This window comes from Streptomyces sp. bgisy027 (genome assembly GCF_057710365.1).
Window position 1 is genome coordinate 78,632 of sequence record NZ_JBYIVZ010000030.1, and the last position, 15,830, is coordinate 94,461.

The following is a 15,830-nucleotide window of genomic DNA, read 5'->3' on the forward strand; positions in this document are numbered from 1 at the left end:
TGACGCGCTCCGGCCACCGGTTGTAACGTCGGCACGAGTTGATGTTCGTGTGTGAGCGGGGGAGGCGGTCGGTATGACCGAGGTCGGTGCCGAGGCTGTGGCGGCGGAGGCGGCGGAGGCGGCTGTGGCGGCGTCGGAGTCCGGGGAGCGCACGGCATCGGCGGCGCGACGGCTGCCGCGCGTGCAGGGGTTCGCCGAGTGGCCCGGCGGTGGATCGCCGAAGGAGGAGGGCAAGGCGCTGCGCAAGCGGGTACCGCGCGCCGAGCACGCGGTGTTCGACCTGGACGCCTCCCGCCCCGGCGCCGTGGCCGCCGTCGAGGAGTCCAACCTCGGCCGGCTCACCGAGCTCACCCCGATAAGGGTCGGCAGGATGGCGGCGACGCCCTTCGCGTTCCTGCGCGGCTCGGCCGGGCTCATGGCCTACGACCTCGCCCGCACGCCCATGACCCGGATCCGCGCCCAGATCTGCGGCGACGCGCACGCGGCGAATTTCGGCCTGTACGCCGACGCACGCGGCGGCCTGGTCATCGATCTGAACGACTTCGACGAGACGCTGTACGGCCCCTGGGAATGGGACCTCAAGCGGCTCGCCACCTCGCTCGTGCTCGCGGGCCGGGAGGCGGGCGCCGACGAGGACAAGTGCCGCAAGGCCGCGCACGACACCGTCGGTTCCTACCGGCGCACCATGCGGCTGCTGGCCAAGCTCCCGGTGCTGGACGCGTGGAACGCGATCGCGGACGAGGAACTGGTCTCCCACACCGACGCCCATGACCTGCTCGGCACGCTGGAGCGGGTCGCGGAGAAGGCGCGGGCCAACACCAGCGGGCGCTTCGCCGCGAAGTCGACGGCGCCTACCGAGGACGGTGGTCGCGCCTTCGTCGACGCTCCGCCGGTGCTGCGCCGGGTGCCGGACGAGGAGGCGGCCGTGGTGGCCGCGTCGCTGGAGAGCTACGTCACGACTCTCTCCGAGGACCGCCACCCCCTGCTGTCCCGGCACGCGGTGCACGACGTGGCGTTCCGCGTGGTCGGCACCGGCAGCGTGGGCACCCGCTCCTACGTGGTCCTGCTGCTGGACCACCGTGGCGAGCCGCTGGTCCTCCAGGTGAAGGAGGCCCGCCCCTCCGCCCTCGTCCCGCATCTGGTGACGGCCGGCTTCGAGGCGCCCGGCGCGGACCACGAGGGGCGGCGCGTGGTCCTCGGCCAGAAGCGCATGCAGGTCGTCAGCGACATCCTGCTCGGCTGGACGACGGTCGACGGACTCCCCTTCCAGGTCCGCCAGTTCCGCAACCGAAAGGGCAGCGTCGACCCGGCCGCGCTGGCCGCCGACCAGATAGACGACTACGCCCGCATGACCGGCGCCCTCCTGGCCCGCGCCCACTCGCACAGCGCCGACCCCCGTCTGATCGCGGGCTACTGCGGGAAGAACGAGGAACTGGACGCAGCCATCGCCGAGTTCGCCGTCACCTACGCCGACCGCACGGAGGCGGACCACGCCGAACTCGTGACGGCGGTGCGGGACGGGCGTATCGCGGCGGAGATGGGCGTGTGACGGACGCCTTGCGACGCGGGACCGACGCCGTCCGGCGTATGTCCGGGGCAGCCGGCGTATGTCCGGGGCAGCAGGAGTTCCGGTCGGGGTGTGGTCGATCCATGGTGACGGCACCGCGACGCCGCACGGGCTCGCCGCGCTCGCGGAGGACGTCGCCCGGCTCGCGACCGAGGCTTCCCGGCGTACGGCGTGCGCCACGTGCCTATGACGGAGACAGCCCGGCCCGTGACGGAGGCACCCCGGCCCGTGACGGACGCCTCCCGGCCCGTGACGGAGGCAGACCGGCCCATGACGGAGGCAGACCGGCCCGTGACGGACGCCTTCCCCGGAGGCAACGGCCGGCCGACGGGTCCGTGCCGCCGGCCCGGCGTCCGTGGTGATGCCGGTGTTCGAAGGGCCGGGCCCGGTGTGGCCTACGCTGGGCGGGTGATGACGCCGGAAGCTGAGCAGTCCCAGGCCGAGCCCGCTGGTGAGGGGGCGCCGTACGGTGCCGAGGTGCCCGTCGGCGGAGCCGAGCCGGGTGGTGAGGCGCGGGTGACGGCCGCCGAGGCGGCGGAAACAGCCGGGGAATCGGCCGGAGAAGCCGCAGAGACGGCAGAAACCCCCACTCAGCCGGCCGCAGAAGCCGTGGAGTCGGCCGGAGAAGCCGTGGAGTCGGCTGAGGAAGCCGTGCGGGCGGTGGAGGAACCGGCCGAGCGGCCCGAGGCGCGGCTGGAGCGGGCCGTGCGGGCCGCCGAGCAGGCGCTGATCGAGTACGAGATCGCGGTGGAGACCTTCCGGGTCGAGGTCGACAACTTCTCCCGGCTGCACCACCAGAAGCTCGGCCCGATGTACACCCGCCTCGACGAGCTGGACGCCCGGATCGCCGAGGCCGTCGCCGCCCGTACCGGTGACCCCGAGGACATCCGCAAGGCCGACGAGGCCCGTGCCCGGGTGATGCCGATGCCCGGCGTCGAGGAGTTGTTCCACGGCTGGATGGACGGCGACGGGCTGTTCCCGGAGGCCGCGGCGATGCTCACGGATCAGCCGGTACAGCCCCCGCAGCGGGTGCGCCCGAGCGACGAGGCCCGCAAGCTCTACCGCGAGCTGGCCCGCAAGGCCCACCCCGACCTCGCGCAGGAGGAGACCGAGCGGGCCAGGCGCGAGGAGTTCATCACCCGGGTCAACGCCGCCTACGCCCGTGGCGACGAGACGCTGCTGCGGGAGCTGGCCGTGGAGTGGGCCGCGGGGCCCGCGCCCGCGGAGCAGGGCCCGACTCCCAGCGAGGAGCTCTACGCCCGCCTCGAATGGCTGGCCCAGCGCAAGGAGATGCTGACGCTGGTCGCGAAGGACCTGGAGGAGAGCGCGATCGGCGCGATGCTCCGGCTCGCCCCGGACGACCCGGACCGTCTTCTCGACGAGATCGCCGATCAGCTGCTGGCCCAGGTCGCGGCACGGGAAGCGGAGCTGGCGGCATTGCTCGGCTAGCCACCGACCGACCGGCACCCGTCAGGTAGCGTCGGAGTCATGAATTTCGGATCTGCCGTGCCCACCGTCGAGGTCACCGATCTCAAGGACGACGACTTCCTTCTGGACGTCCGTGAGGACGACGAATGGCAGGCGGGCCATGCCGATGGCGCACTGCACATTCCCATCAGCGAGTTCGTGGCCCGCTACGGCGAGCTGACCGAGGCCGCCCCGCAGGACGGCCGCGTCAACGTGATCTGCCGCTCCGGCGGCCGCTCGGCGCAGGTAGCGATGTACCTGGTCCAGCAGGGCATCGACGCCGTGAACGTCGACGGCGGCATGCAGGTGTGGGCGGCGGCCGGACGCCCCGTCGTGAACGACGAGGGCCGGCCCGGGTTCGTGCTGTAGGAGAGCTGACTTCCGCGGCGCAGGGCGCCCGGTGCCCGTCCGTCAGCCCAGCGGATGCGCCGCCAGCAGGTCCCCCAGCGCTTCCTCGTGTGCCGCTGCCGGGCCGAGTGCCAGTTCCAGGTGCTTGGCCCAGGCGTGGTACCGGTGCAGCGGGTAGTCGACGTCGGCGCCGAAGCCGCCGTGCAGATGCTGCGCGGTCTGCACGATCCGGCGTACGCCCTCCGAGGCCCAGATCTTGGCGACGGCCACGTCCCCGGAGGCGGGCAGTGCCCCCGGTGCCCCCGAGGTGATCCGCCAAGCGGCCTGCCACAGGGTGGCCTCCATCGCGCGCAGGTCGATGAAGCGGTCGGCGGACTGCACCGCGACGGCCTGGAACGTGGCGATGGGATGCCCGAACTGCTCCCGCTTGCTCGCGTACTCGGACGTCATCCCCAGCACCCGCTCCCCCAGCCCGAGCGCCAGCGCACACGTCCCCGTGGCCAGCAGCTCGCGCAGCCACTCCCACGCGCCCTCGGTGTCGATGACGTCCCGCGCCGTCAGCCGCACCGACTCCAGCCGCAGCTCCCCCAGCCGCTCCCCGCTGGTCGAGAACTGTTCGGCGAGCGAGACCCCCTCCGCATCGCGTGGCACCAGCGCGAGGACGGTCAGATCCGCGTCCGTACGGGCCGGCACGGCGGCGAGATCGGCGTCGTACGCCCAGGCCACCGCGGTCTGCACCCCGTCCAGCACCCACCCGGAGCCGTCCCGTCGGGCGGTCGTGGCGAGCTCGGCCGGGTCGTGGCCGGTGCGGCCGTGCGCGGCGACCGTCAGCACGAGCTCGCCGCGCCCGGCGCGGGTCAGCAGGTCGGCCTTCAGTTCCGGGCCGCCGTACGCCTGGACGGCGGCCGCCGCGGCGCTGCTCTCCAGCAGGGGCACCCGGGCCAGCACCTTCGCCGATTCGCGCAGCACCTGGCACAGCGCGACGGCGTCGAGGCCCGCGCCGCCGTACTCCTCGGTGAGGAGCAGGCTCAGCAGGTCCGCGTCGGCGAGCCGGTCCCACAGGGGGCGGTCGAAGGTGTCGGCGACGGCGCCCGGGGTGAGCGCGGGAGAGGGCACCGCGTCCGGCGCGACCCCGGCGAACACTCCGCGCGCCGCCTCGGCCGCCGCCTGCTGCTCCTCGGTGAAGGTGAAGTCCACGGTCCCTGCCCTTCCACACCCACGGCGATCTGACGGTGCGTCAAGATAGAACAGGTTCTAGAAGAAGGGAATGGTCCTGTCGGCGCCCCCGTAAGGTGTGGGCAACGACGGCCCGGCAGGGGCTGTGCCCGGCGGGTCGGCCTGAGTACCGTTCCCGTGCGAGCGCTGAGGCAGGACGGACCGGAATCGGGAATCGGGGCAGGATGGACGCGTACGACGCAGGCTCGGCCGCCCGGCACGGGCCGGACCGGGAGCCGCCCCCCGTGCCGCAGCCCGCCTCGCCCGCCGAGCCGTCGCTCGCCGTCCCGCCGCCCGCGTCCGAACCCGAGGCCCGCACCGGTGTGGCCGCCCTCTCGTTGCGGTACCAGATCGTCGCCGCGCTCGCCGTCGCGGTGGTCGCGATCGTCGTCTGTGTCCACACGGGGATGGTCTTTCTGCACGTCGCGCCGCCGAACACGGTCACCAAGAAGCACGGTCGGGCGATCGACGACTGGATATATCCGGAGTTCGAGCAGAACTGGAAGCTGTTCGCCCCCAACCCGCTTCAGCAGAACATCGCGGTGCAGGTCAGGGCCGAAGTCGGCACGGCAGGCGACGGCACGCGCACGACCGGCTGGTACGACCTGTCCGCTCAGGACGGCGAGGCCATCGACGGCAATCTGCTGCCCAGCCACACCCAGCAGAACGAGCTGCGCCGGGCCTGGGACTTCTTCGTCGCCACGCACGACACCGAGAACCGGCCGGTGGGTCTGCGGGGCGCTCTGTCCGAGACGTATCTGCGGCGCATAGTGGAGCTGCGGCTCGACCGCGCGGACGCGGCCGGCGAGCGCGGTGTCGTCGAGCGCGTCCAGGTCCGCTCGCGCACCACCAATGTGCCCCCGCCGAAGTGGAGCGAGGAGCAGATCTCGGACAAGCCGAGCTACCGGGTGCTGCCCTGGTGGTCGGTGCCGAAGGACCGGGCCGCCGCCGACGCCGCCGGGACCGGCACGGGAGGCACGCGGTGAACCGCTTCGCCCTCGTGGTCTCCTCCGCCATCGCCCGCGTGACGGAGTCCGCCCTCGGCCCGTATCAGACGGCCGTGATCCGCATCGGATTCAGCGCGACCTGGCTGCTGTTCCTGCTGCGGGAGTTCCCGCACCGGCAGGAGCTGTACGGCCCCGAAGGGCCCTGGGACTTCGACCTCGCCCAGCAGCTGATCGGGACGAACGGCTCCTTCACCGCGCTGATGTGGTTCGGCGGCGGTTTCTGGTTCGAGACGCTGTACGTCTTCGCCGTCCTGACCGCCGTGCTGCTGCTGGCCGGCTGGCGCACCCGGGCGATGTCCGTGCTGTTCATGGTGGGCGTGCTCTCGCTCCAGAACCGGTCCATCTTCATGGGCGACGGCGGCGACAACGTCCTGCATCTGATGTGCGTCTACCTCGTCTTCACACGCTGCGGTCAGGTCTGGTCGCTGGACGAGCGCCGGGCACGGCGCGCGCGGGAGGCACACGCGCGCGGTGAGCGCGTGGCGCCGGACCGGGTGGGTCCGGCCCTGTGGAGCGTGTTCGGGCTGGTGCTGGTGGCGGTGACCGCGGCGGGCCGGCTCGACGGCGACCTGACCGTGCCGTTGATCCTGTGGATCAGCTGGTCGGCCGCGGCCGTGTGGTGGATCGTGGGCCGCCGGGCGCGGACCGCCGAGCCCCGCATCCTGCTGGACGTCATCGGCAACGTCGTGCACAACGGTGCCCTGCTGGTAATCATGGCCGAGGCATGTCTGATCTACGCCACCGCCGGCTGGTACAAGATCCAGGGTTCGCGCTGGCAGGACGGCACCGCCGTCTACTACCCGCTGCACCTCGACTACTTCTCGCCCTGGCCCGCGCTCGCCGACGTGCTGTCGTCCAGCGGCACCATGGTCATGCTGATCACCTACGGCACGGTCCTCGTGCAGGTCGCCTTCCCGTTCACGCTGTTCAACCGGCGGGTCAAGAACGTCCTGCTCGCGGCGATGATCACCGAGCACGCCGTGATCGCGGTCGTGCTCGGCCTGCCGTTCTTCTCCCTGGCGATGATCGCGGCGGACGCGGTCTTCCTGCCGACGTCGTTCCTGCGCCGGCTCGGCGGCCTGGCCGCACGAGCGCGTGGCCGGCTGACCGGCCCGGCGCGGCGCGGCGACGACCCGGTGAAGCCCCCCGCCCCGCGCAGCCCCCCGGAGAACCCCGCGCACGCGCACGTAGGCTCTTCGGCATGACCCTGACCTCCTGGAACCGGCTCGCCGAGACCTCCGTCCTGCTCGACGGCTTCCATGCCCTCAAGCACGCCGTGCGCTTCGGTGCCGAGGTCCCGGTCGCGGTCGTCGTGGACCGGGAGGCCACGCTGGCGCTCGCCGACGAACTGGCGCCGGACGTACGGGACGCGCTGGACGCGCTCCTGACCGAGGTCCCGGAGTCGACGTACACGTCCCTGGTGCCGCGCCCGCACCCCACGGCGGTGGCCGCCCTGGCGGTACGACCGTCACGCGCCGCCCATCTCGACCAGCTGGCGCACACCCCGCGCACCGCCCCGGTCGTGGTCCTCGACAACCCCCGCAACCTCGGCAACGCGGGCGCCGTGATCCGTCTGGCCGCCGGTTTCGGCGCGACCGGCGTGGTCACCACCGGCACCCTCGACCCCTGGCACCCCACGGTCGTACGCGGCGGCGCGGGCCTGCACTTCGCGACGGTCGTGGAGCGGCTGACGGTGCCCGAGCTGCCCCCCGGCCCGCTGTTCGCCCTCGACCCCGAGGGCGACGACATCCGGGGCGTGAAGCTCCCGGACGACGCCGTCCTCGCCTTCGGATCGGAGCGCAGCGGCCTGTCGGCCGAACTGCGGGCGCGCACCGACCACCTGCTCTCCCTGCCGATGCGCCCCCAGGTCTCCAGCTACAACCTGGCGACGAGCGTGGCGATGACCTTGTACCACTGGAGCGCCGGTTCGCCGAGCGCCCCTTGAGGGGCGCGGGGAACTGCGCGACAAGCCACACATGACCGGCAGCCGCGCGATTCCCGCCTCCGTCGAACTCCTACTCCTAGGCTTCCCGGCGCACCTCGACAACCCGGAACCGGTTGGCCACGAAGGCCCCATCGCACAGCGCCGCGTTCGCCGCCGGGTTGCCGCCCGACCCGTGGAAGTCCGAGAAGGCCGCCGTCTGGTTCACGTACACACCACCCGTGAGGTTCAGCGACAGCTGGGCCGCCTCCTCCAGGCACACCTCCTGGATCGCGCCCTCGACCTCGTCGTCGGTGGTGTACGCGCCGACGGTCATCGCCCCCTTCTCGCGCACCGTGCGCCGCAGCAGTTCCACCGCGTCGGCGGACGAGTCCACCGCCACGGCGAACGACACCGGCCCGAAGCACTCGCTCATGTACGCGGCCTCGTCGTCCGGCTTGGCGCCGTCCAGCTTCACGATCACCGGCGTGCGCACGACCGCGTCCGGGAACTCGGGGTTGGCGATCTCCCGTGAGGCGAGGGCGACTTCGCCGAGCCCGGCAGCCGCCTCCAGGCGGGCCTTGACGTCGGGGTTGACGATCGCGCCGAGCAGCGCGTTCGCGCGGGCGTCGTCGCCGAGGAGGCCGTCGACCGCGCGGGCGAGGTCGGCGACGACCTCGTCGTAGGTCTTGGGGCCCTCTTCGGTGCGGATGCCGTCGCGCGGCACCAGGAGGTTCTGCGGGGTGGTGCACATCTGGCCGCTGTACAGGGACAGCGAGAAGGCCAGGTTGGAGAGCATCCCCTTGTAGTCGTCGGTGGAGTCGACGATGACCGTGTTGACGCCGGCCTTCTCCGTGTAGACCTGCGCCTGGCGGGCGTTGGCCTCCAGCCAGTCGCCGAACACGGTCGAGCCGGTGTAGTCGATGATCCGGATCTCGGGGCGGGTCGCCAGGATCTTGGCGATGCCCTCGCCGGGCCGCTCGGCGGCCAGCGCGACCAGGTTGGCGTCGAAGCCCGCCTCGGCGAGGACCTCGCGCGCGACCTGCACGGTGAGCGCGAGCGGCAGCACCGCGCGCGGGTGCGGCTTGACCAGGACCGGGTTGCCGGTGGCGAGGGAGGCGAACAGGCCCGGGTAGCCGTTCCAGGTCGGGAAGGTGTTGCAGCCGATGAGCAGGGCGGTGCCGCGCGGGACCGGCGTGAACTGCTTGGTCAGCGCGAGCGGGTCGCGCTTGCCCTGCGGCTTGGTCCACTCCGCGGTGTCGGGGGTGCGGACCTGCTCGACATAGGCGTACGCCACCGCCTCCAGGCCGCGGTCCTGTGCGTGCGGGCCGCCCGCCTGGAACGCCATCATGAAGGCCTGGCCGGAGGTGTGCATGACCGCGTGCGCGAATTCGTGCGTCCGGTCGCTGATCCGCTTGAGGATCTCCAGGCACACCACCGCGCGCATCTCCGCGCCCGCGTCGCGCCACGCGCGCCGGCCGGCCTGCATGGCGGGCAGCAGCGTGTCGATGTCGGCGTGCGGGTATTCGACGCCCAGCTCGATGCCGTACGGGGACGTCTCGCCGCCGACCCAGTCGTCGGTGCCGGGCTGGCCGAGGTCGAGGCGGTTGCCCAAGAGGGCGTCGAAGGCCGCCTTGCCCGCCGCCGCGTCCAGGCTGCCGTTCTCGCCGTAGGCCTTGGGGTGCTCGGGGTGCGGTGACCAGTACGCCCGTGTACGGATTGCTTCCAGCGCCTGGTCGAGGGTGGGCCGGTGCTTGGCGATCAGCTCGTGGGCGGTCAGTTCGGCGGCCATGCGGGACCAACTCCTCGATTCCAGAGCTCTCCGTCGAGCTCATGACCTGGGCAGAAACATGGGCAAGGACATGGGCAGGAACAGCCAGACAGAGTTAGAGTAACCGAACGATCGGTCGGTTCAAGGGGGTCCGCCGCATCTGTGGAAAACCCCGTGCGGGAGGATCGCGCACATGACAGCTCTCGACCTCAGCAGCCCCGTGGCCGTCGTCGGCACCGGCACCATGGGCCAGGGCATCGCCCAGGTCGCGTTGGTCGCCGGCCATCCGGTACGGCTGTACGACGCCGCTCCCGGGCGGGCGCGGGCGGCGGCGGACGCGATCGGCGCCCGCCTGGACCGGCTCGTCGCCAAGGACCGTCTGACCGGCGCCGACCGTGACGCGGCCCGTGCCCGGCTGCTGCCCGCCGAGTCCCTCGCCGAGCTCGCGGACTGCGCCCTGGTCGTCGAGGCCGTCCTGGAGCGACTCGACGTCAAACAGGAGCTGCTGCGGGAGCTGGAGGGCGTCGTCGACGAGGACTGCCTGCTCGCCACCAACACCTCCTCCCTGTCGGTCACGGCCATCGGCGGAGCCCTCGCCAATCCGGGCCGCTTCGTCGGCCTGCACTTCTTCAACCCCGCGCCGCTGCTGCCGCTGGTCGAGGTCGTCTCCGGGTTCGCCACCGACGTCACGTCGGCCACGCGCGCGTACGAGACGGCACGCGCCTGGGGCAAGACGCCGGTGGCCTGCGCCGACACCCCCGGCTTCATCGTCAACCGCATCGCCCGGCCCTTCTACGCCGAGGCCTTCGCGGTCTACGAGGCGCAAGGAGCCGATCCGGCCACCATCGACGCGGTGCTGCGCGAGTGCGGCGGCTTCAGGATGGGCGCCTTCGAGCTCACCGACCTGATCGGGCAGGACGTCAACGAATCCGTCACGCACTCCGTGTGGCAGGCCTTCTTCCACGACGTGCGCTTCACCCCCTCGCTCGCCCAGCGGCGCCTGGTCGAGTCGGGCCGGCTGGGCCGCAAGAGCGGGCACGGCTGGTACGACTACGCGCAGGACGCCGAGCGGGACGAGCCGCACACCGCGGAGAAGCGGCAGCAGCCCGCCTACGTCGTCGCCGAGGGCGACCTGGGCCCCGCCTCAGAGCTCCTGTCGCTGATCCGCGAGGCGGGCATCCCGGTGCGCGAGGAGGAAGAGGACCACGGCACGCGTCTGGTGCTGCCGAGCGGCGGTCAGCTCGCGCTCGCCGACGGCCAGACGTCGGTGGAGTTCCGGGACGTCGTCTACTTCGACCTCGCCGTCGACTACCGCCGCGCCACCCGGATCGCGCTGTCCGCCTCACAGGACACCGCGCCGCAGACCCTCACCGAGGCCATCGGCCTGTTCCAGGCACTCGGCAAGGACGTCAGCGTGATCGGTGACGTCCCCGGCATGATCGTCGCCCGCACGGTGGCCCGGATCGTCGACCTGGCGCACGACGCCGTCGCCAAGGGCGTGGCGACCGTGGAGGACATCGACACCGCGATGCGGCTGGGCGTGAACTACCCCATGGGGCCCTTCGAATGGAGCCGCCGCCTGGGCCGCGGCTGGGCCTACGACCTGCTGGACGAGCTGCACGTGCGCGAGCCCTCCGGCCGCTACGCGCCGTCCCTCGCGCTCTACCGCCACGCGTACGCCTCCGACAAGCGGGAGGGCAGCACCTCATGACCACCGCCAAGCGCGACACGTACACCCCGGAGACGCTGCTCTCGGTCGCCGTGCAGGTCTTCAACGAACGCGGCTACGACGGCACCTCCATGGAGCACCTGTCCAGGGCGGCCGGCATCTCCAAGTCGTCGATCTACCACCACGTCACGGGCAAGGAGGAGCTGCTGCGCCGCGCCGTCAGCCGCGCCCTGGACGGGCTCTTCGGCATCCTCGGCGAGGAGCACGCACGCGTGGGGCACGCCGCGGACCGCCTGGAGTACGTCGTCCGGCGCATGGTCGAGGTGCTGATAGCCGAGCTGCCGTACGTGACGCTGCTGCTGCGGGTGCGCGGCAACACCGACACCGAGCGCTGGGCCCTGGAACGGCGCCGCGACTTCGACCACCAGGTGGCCGCGCTGCTGAAGGCCGCCGCCGCCGAGGGCGAGGTCCGCGGCGACGTCGAGGTCCGCCTGGCCACCCGGCTCGTCTTCGGCATGGTCAACTCCATCGTGGAGTGGTACCGCCCGGACGGCCGCGGGATGAACGAGCGCGAGGTGGCGGAGACGGTGGTGCGGCTGGTGTTCGGGGGACTGCGCAAGGCAGCCTGAGGGCCGCCCGCGGCGCTTCGGGCCCTCGGGCCTGAGCACGCGCCCGGACGGCACGTGCGGGCGCTCACCCCTGCGGCTCCAGGTCCTCCTCCTCGAAGACCAGCAGGGTGCGGGAGCTGAGGACCTCGGGGATGCCCTGCAGGCGGGTGAGGACCAGTTCGCGCAAGGAGCGGTTGTCCGGGGTGTGCACCAGGAGCAGGACGTCGAAGTCGCCGCCCACCAGCGCGATGTGCGAGGCGCCGGGCAACTGGCGGAGTTGTTCGCGCACCGTGCGCCAGGAGTTCTGGACGATCTTCAGAGTGATGTACGCGGATGTGCCCTGGCCTGCGCGTTCATGGTTCACGCGGGCGCCGAAACCGCGGATGACGCCGTCCTCGATGAGGCGGTTGATGCGGGCGTAGGCGTTGGCGCGCGAGACATGGACCCGCTCGGCCACCGAGCGTATGGACGCGCGGCCGTCCGCCTGGAGCATCTGGAGGATGTCCTGATCTATGGCGTCGAGCGGCCGGGCGGGCGGCAGAGGGATCCCGTCGTCCGAGCCTTCGGCCATTTGTTCAGGCGCCATGTCCCCCCACCTTCCTTCCGTGGACGTACTGCGTTCATTGGAGGTTGTGGAGAACCGTTTGTCCACAGCCTCGGGGGGCCTGTAGCCAAAATGTGCCGACGACCGAACAATCGGTAGGTGAGGCGCATCACCGGAGCTGCGCCTCCCGTAGCCACTCCCACGAGGAGGTGCCGTCATGACGGTCATGGAGCAGCGAGGCGCGTATCGGCCATCGCCGCCGCCCGCCTGGCAGCCCCGTATGGACCCCGCGCCGCTGCTGCCCGACGCAGAGCCCTACCGCGTCCTCGGGACGGAGGCGGCCGCGAAGGCCGACCCGGACCTGCTGCGCCGGCTCTACGCCGAGTTGGTCCGGGGCCGCAGGTACAACGTGCAGGCGACCGCGCTCACCAAGCAGGGCCGCCTCGCCGTCTACCCGTCCAGCACCGGCCAGGAGGCCTGCGAGGTCGCCGCCGCACTGGCCCTGCAAGAGCGCGACTGGCTCTTCCCGAGCTACCGCGACACCCTCGCGGCCGTCGCACGTGGCGTGGACCCCGTCGAGGCCCTGACCCTGCTGCGTGGCGACTGGCACACCGGCTACGACCCGCACGAGCACCGCGTGGCCCCCCTGTGCACGCCGCTCGCCACCCAGCTCCCGCACGCCGTCGGCCTCGCCCACGCCGCCCGCCTCAAGGGCGACGACGTGGTCGCGCTCGCCCTGGTCGGCGACGGCGGCACCAGCGAGGGCGACTTCCACGAGGCGCTGAACTTCGCCGCCGTGTGGCAGGCGCCGGTCGTCTTCCTGGTCCAGAACAACGGCTTCGCCATCTCCGTGCCGCTCGCCAAGCAGACCGCGGCCCCGTCGCTGGCCCACAAGGCCGTCGGCTACGGCATGCCCGGCCGCCTGGTCGACGGCAACGACGCGGCCGCCGTGCACGAGGTGCTCGCCGACGCCGTACGGCAGGCCCGCGAGGGCGGCGGTCCCACCCTGATCGAGGCGATCACCTACCGCATCGACGCCCACACCAACGCCGACGACGCGACCCGCTACCGCGGCGACTCCGAGGTGGAGACCTGGCGCGGGCACGACCCGATCGCGCTCCTGGAGCACGAGCTGACCGAGCGGGGGCTGCTCGACGACGCCGGCAAGCAGGCCGCCCGCGACGCCGCCGAGACCATGGCCGCCGACCTGCGCGAACGCATGAACCAGGACCCCGCGCTCGACCCGATGGACCTGTTCGACCACGTCTACGCCGAGCCCACCGGGCAACTGCGCGAACAGCGCGCCCAGTTGCAGGCGGAGCTGCACGCCGAGTCCGAAGGGTCGCACCGATGACCACCGTCGCCGTCAAGCCGGCCACCATGGCGCAGGCCCTCACGCGCGCGCTGCGCGACGCCATGGCCGCCGACCCGTCCGTGCACGTCATGGGCGAGGACGTCGGCACCCTCGGTGGCGTCTTCCGCGTCACCGACGGACTCGCCAAGGAGTTCGGCGAGGACCGCTGCACCGACACCCCGCTGGCCGAGGCGGGCATCCTCGGCACCGCCGTCGGCATGGCCATGTACGGGCTGCGCCCGGTCGTGGAGATGCAGTTCGACGCCTTCGCCTACCCGGCGTTCGAGCAGCTGATCTCGCACGTCGCGCGCATGCGCAACCGCACCCGCGGCAGGATGCCGCTGCCGATCACCATCCGTGTCCCCTACGGCGGCGGCATCGGCGGCGTCGAGCACCACAGCGACTCCTCCGAGGCGTACTACATGGCGACTCCGGGGCTCCATGTCGTCACGCCCGCGACCGTCGCCGACGCCTACGGCCTGCTGCGCGCCTCCATCGCCTCCGACGACCCGGTCGTCTTCCTGGAGCCCAAGCGTCTGTACTGGTCGAAGGACTCCTGGAACCCTCAGGACCCGCAGACCGTTGAACCGATCGGCCGTGCGGTGGTGCGGCGCTCCGGCCGGAGCGCCACGCTCATCACGTACGGTCCGTCCGTGCCCGTCTGCCTCGAAGCCGCCGAGGCGGCCCGGGAGGAGGGCTGGGACCTGGAGGTCGTCGACCTGCGCTCGCTGGTGCCGTTCGACGACGACACGGTCACCGCCTCCGTACGGCGGACCGGACGGGCGGTCGTCGTGCACGAGTCGGGCGGGTTCGGCGGACCGGGAGGGGAGATCGCGGCCCGGATCACGGAGCGCTGCTTCCACCACCTGGAGGCGCCGGTGCTGCGTGTGGCCGGGTTCGACATCCCCTATCCGCCGCCGATGGTGGAGCGTCACCACCTGCCCGGCGTGGACCGGATCCTGGACGCCGTGGGGCGTCTGCAGTGGGAGGCCGAGAGCTGATGGCACAGGTGCTCGAGTTCAAGCTCCCCGACCTCGGGGAGGGGCTCACCGAGGCGGAGATCGTGCGCTGGCTGGTCCAGGTCGGCGACGTCGTCGCGATCGACCAGCCGGTCGTCGAGGTCGAGACGGCCAAGGCGATGGTCGAGGTCCCCTGCCCCTACGGCGGCGTCGTCACGGCCCGCTTCGGCGAGGAGGGCACCGAACTGCCCGTCGGGGCGCCGCTGATCACGGTGGCCGTCGGCGCGCCGACCACCGACGGCGAGGGCGAGGGCTCCGGGAACGTCCTGGTGGGCTACGGCACCTCGGAGGCACCCGCGCGCCGCAGAAGGGTGCGGCCGGGGGAGCCGGTGCCCGCCAACGGGGACGCCGTCGCCAAGGACGTGGCGGAGGGACCCGTACCGGTCATCTCCCCGCTGGTGCGCCGCCTCGCCCGCCAGAACGGCCTCGACCTGCGGGAGCTGCACGGCTCGGGGCCGGACGGGCTGATTCTGCGGGCCGACGTCGAGTACGCGCTGCGGGCCGCCCAGGCGCACGGGCGGACCGTGCAGGCGGTGGCCGAGCCGCGGACCCATGTGACGCCCCAGGCCCCGGCGCCCGCCGCCGCCCCGGCCGCGCCCGCCCCCGTCCGCTCCTCCGCCCCCGCCGGCGGCATCCGCACCCCCCTCAAGGGCGTCCGCGGTGCCGTCGCCGACAAGCTCTCCCGCAGCCGCCGGGAGATCCCGGACGCGACCTGCTGGGTGGACGCCGACGCGACGGAGCTCATGCGGGCACGGAGCGCGATGAACGCCGCCGGGGGACCGAAGATCTCCCTCCTCGCCCTGCTGGCCCGCATCTGCACCGCGGCCCTGGCCCGCTTCCCCGAGCTCAACTCCACCGTCGACACGGAGGCCAGGGAGGTCGTCCAGCTCGACCAGGTGCACCTCGGGTTCGCCGCGCAGACCGAACGGGGACTCGTCGTACCGGTGGTGCGGGACGCGCACGCGCGGGACGCGGAGTCGCTGACCGCTGAGTTCGCCCGGCTGACCGAGGCGGCCCGCACGGGCACCCTCACCCCGGCGGAACTCACCGGCGGGACCTTCACGTTGAACAACTACGGCGTGTTCGGCGTCGACGGCTCCACGCCGATCATCAACCACCCCGAGGCCGCCATGCTCGGCGTCGGCCGCATCATCCCCAAACCGTGGGTGCACGAGGGCGAACTGGCCGTGCGCCGGCTCGTCGAGCTCTCGCTCACCTTCGACCACCGGGTCTGCGACGGCGGCACGGCGGGCGGCTTCCTGCGGTACGTGGCGGACTGCGTCGAACAGCCGGCGGTGCTGCTGCGCACCCTGTGACCCAACCGTCGCGGCCGGCTGCTT

Annotated in this window: 14 protein-coding genes; 11 read left to right on the forward strand and 3 right to left on the reverse strand. The window is 72.4% G+C overall.

Annotated features, from left to right (window positions below):
- Positions 1-73 precede the first annotated feature (73 nt).
- The 3 genes from AC3ETA_RS28415 to AC3ETA_RS28425 all read left to right on the forward strand — a co-directional run bounded on the left by AC3ETA_RS28415 (position 74) and on the right by AC3ETA_RS28425 (position 3,403).
- Entirely contained in the window at positions 74-1,549 is a 1,476-nt protein-coding gene (locus AC3ETA_RS28415; RefSeq protein ID WP_432195738.1) for a DUF2252 domain-containing protein, read from the forward strand.
- Positions 1,550-1,975: 426 nt separating this feature from the next.
- Positions 1,976-3,016 (forward strand): hypothetical protein, encoded by a 1,041-nt coding sequence (locus AC3ETA_RS28420; protein ID WP_432195739.1) that lies wholly within the window; start codon positions 1,976-1,978, stop codon positions 3,014-3,016.
- 57 nt (positions 3,017-3,073) lie between these two features.
- Positions 3,074-3,403, forward strand: a complete 330-nt coding sequence (locus AC3ETA_RS28425; RefSeq protein WP_432195778.1) for a rhodanese-like domain-containing protein — start codon at positions 3,074-3,076, stop codon at positions 3,401-3,403.
- Between the two features lie 42 nt (positions 3,404-3,445).
- Here the strand turns inward: AC3ETA_RS28425 and AC3ETA_RS28430 are convergent, their stop codons facing one another.
- Complete coding sequence (locus AC3ETA_RS28430) at positions 3,446-4,579, reverse strand: acyl-CoA dehydrogenase family protein (RefSeq protein ID WP_432195740.1); 1,134 nt, start codon at positions 4,577-4,579, stop codon at positions 3,446-3,448.
- Between the two features lie 203 nt (positions 4,580-4,782).
- On the opposite strand from AC3ETA_RS28430, the gene AC3ETA_RS28435 reads away from it, so the two are divergent.
- From AC3ETA_RS28435 to AC3ETA_RS28445, 3 genes are read left to right on the forward strand one after another with little or no spacing between them, the layout of a single operon-like run.
- Positions 4,783-5,583, forward strand: coding sequence for a DUF5819 family protein (locus AC3ETA_RS28435; protein WP_432195741.1), 801 nt, complete (start codon positions 4,783-4,785; stop codon positions 5,581-5,583).
- A complete protein-coding gene (locus AC3ETA_RS28440; RefSeq protein ID WP_432195742.1) occupies positions 5,580-6,809 on the forward strand; it encodes an HTTM domain-containing protein in 1,230 nt (409 codons plus the stop codon). The genes AC3ETA_RS28435 and AC3ETA_RS28440 overlap by 4 nt, the downstream gene beginning before the upstream one ends.
- Positions 6,806-7,549, forward strand: coding sequence for a TrmH family RNA methyltransferase (locus AC3ETA_RS28445; protein ID WP_432195743.1), 744 nt, complete (start codon positions 6,806-6,808; stop codon positions 7,547-7,549). The genes AC3ETA_RS28440 and AC3ETA_RS28445 overlap by 4 nt, the downstream gene beginning before the upstream one ends.
- Before the next feature lie 76 nt (positions 7,550-7,625).
- On the opposite strand, the gene paaN is transcribed toward AC3ETA_RS28445, so the two are convergent.
- A complete protein-coding gene (gene paaN, locus AC3ETA_RS28450) occupies positions 7,626-9,317 on the reverse strand; it encodes a phenylacetic acid degradation protein PaaN (protein WP_432195744.1) in 1,692 nt (563 codons plus the stop codon).
- Positions 9,318-9,489: 172 nt separating this feature from the next.
- Here paaN and AC3ETA_RS28455 point away from each other — a divergent pair, with 172 nt between their 5' ends.
- Together AC3ETA_RS28455 and AC3ETA_RS28460 are read left to right on the forward strand one after the other, a co-directional pair.
- Positions 9,490-11,007, forward strand: coding sequence for a 3-hydroxyacyl-CoA dehydrogenase (locus AC3ETA_RS28455; RefSeq protein ID WP_432195745.1), 1,518 nt, complete (start codon positions 9,490-9,492; stop codon positions 11,005-11,007).
- Positions 11,004-11,594: a TetR/AcrR family transcriptional regulator gene (locus tag AC3ETA_RS28460; RefSeq protein ID WP_432195746.1), complete on the forward strand. Its 591-nt coding sequence runs from the start codon at positions 11,004-11,006 to the stop codon at positions 11,592-11,594. The genes AC3ETA_RS28455 and AC3ETA_RS28460 overlap by 4 nt, the downstream gene beginning before the upstream one ends.
- A 64-nt stretch (positions 11,595-11,658) precedes the next feature.
- Here AC3ETA_RS28460 and AC3ETA_RS28465 read toward each other — a convergent pair whose 3' ends face one another.
- On the reverse strand, positions 11,659-12,159 hold the full coding sequence (locus AC3ETA_RS28465) for an Lrp/AsnC family transcriptional regulator (RefSeq protein WP_432195747.1): 501 nt from the start codon (positions 12,157-12,159) through the stop codon (positions 11,659-11,661).
- A gap of 175 nt (positions 12,160-12,334) precedes the next feature.
- Between AC3ETA_RS28465 and pdhA the strand changes: the two genes are divergently transcribed.
- From pdhA to AC3ETA_RS28480, 3 genes are read left to right on the forward strand one after another with little or no spacing between them, the layout of a single operon-like run.
- Entirely contained in the window at positions 12,335-13,471 is a 1,137-nt protein-coding gene (pdhA, locus tag AC3ETA_RS28470; RefSeq protein WP_432195748.1) for a pyruvate dehydrogenase (acetyl-transferring) E1 component subunit alpha, read from the forward strand.
- The gene (locus tag AC3ETA_RS28475) at positions 13,468-14,472 is read left to right on the forward strand and encodes an alpha-ketoacid dehydrogenase subunit beta (protein WP_432195749.1); all 1,005 of its coding nucleotides are present in this window, start codon (positions 13,468-13,470) and stop codon (positions 14,470-14,472) included. Before pdhA ends, AC3ETA_RS28475 begins: the two co-directional genes overlap by 4 nt.
- Positions 14,472-15,806, forward strand: coding sequence for a dihydrolipoamide acetyltransferase family protein (locus AC3ETA_RS28480; protein ID WP_432195750.1), 1,335 nt, complete (start codon positions 14,472-14,474; stop codon positions 15,804-15,806). The genes AC3ETA_RS28475 and AC3ETA_RS28480 overlap by 1 nt, the downstream gene beginning before the upstream one ends.
- Positions 15,807-15,830 lie beyond the last annotated feature (24 nt).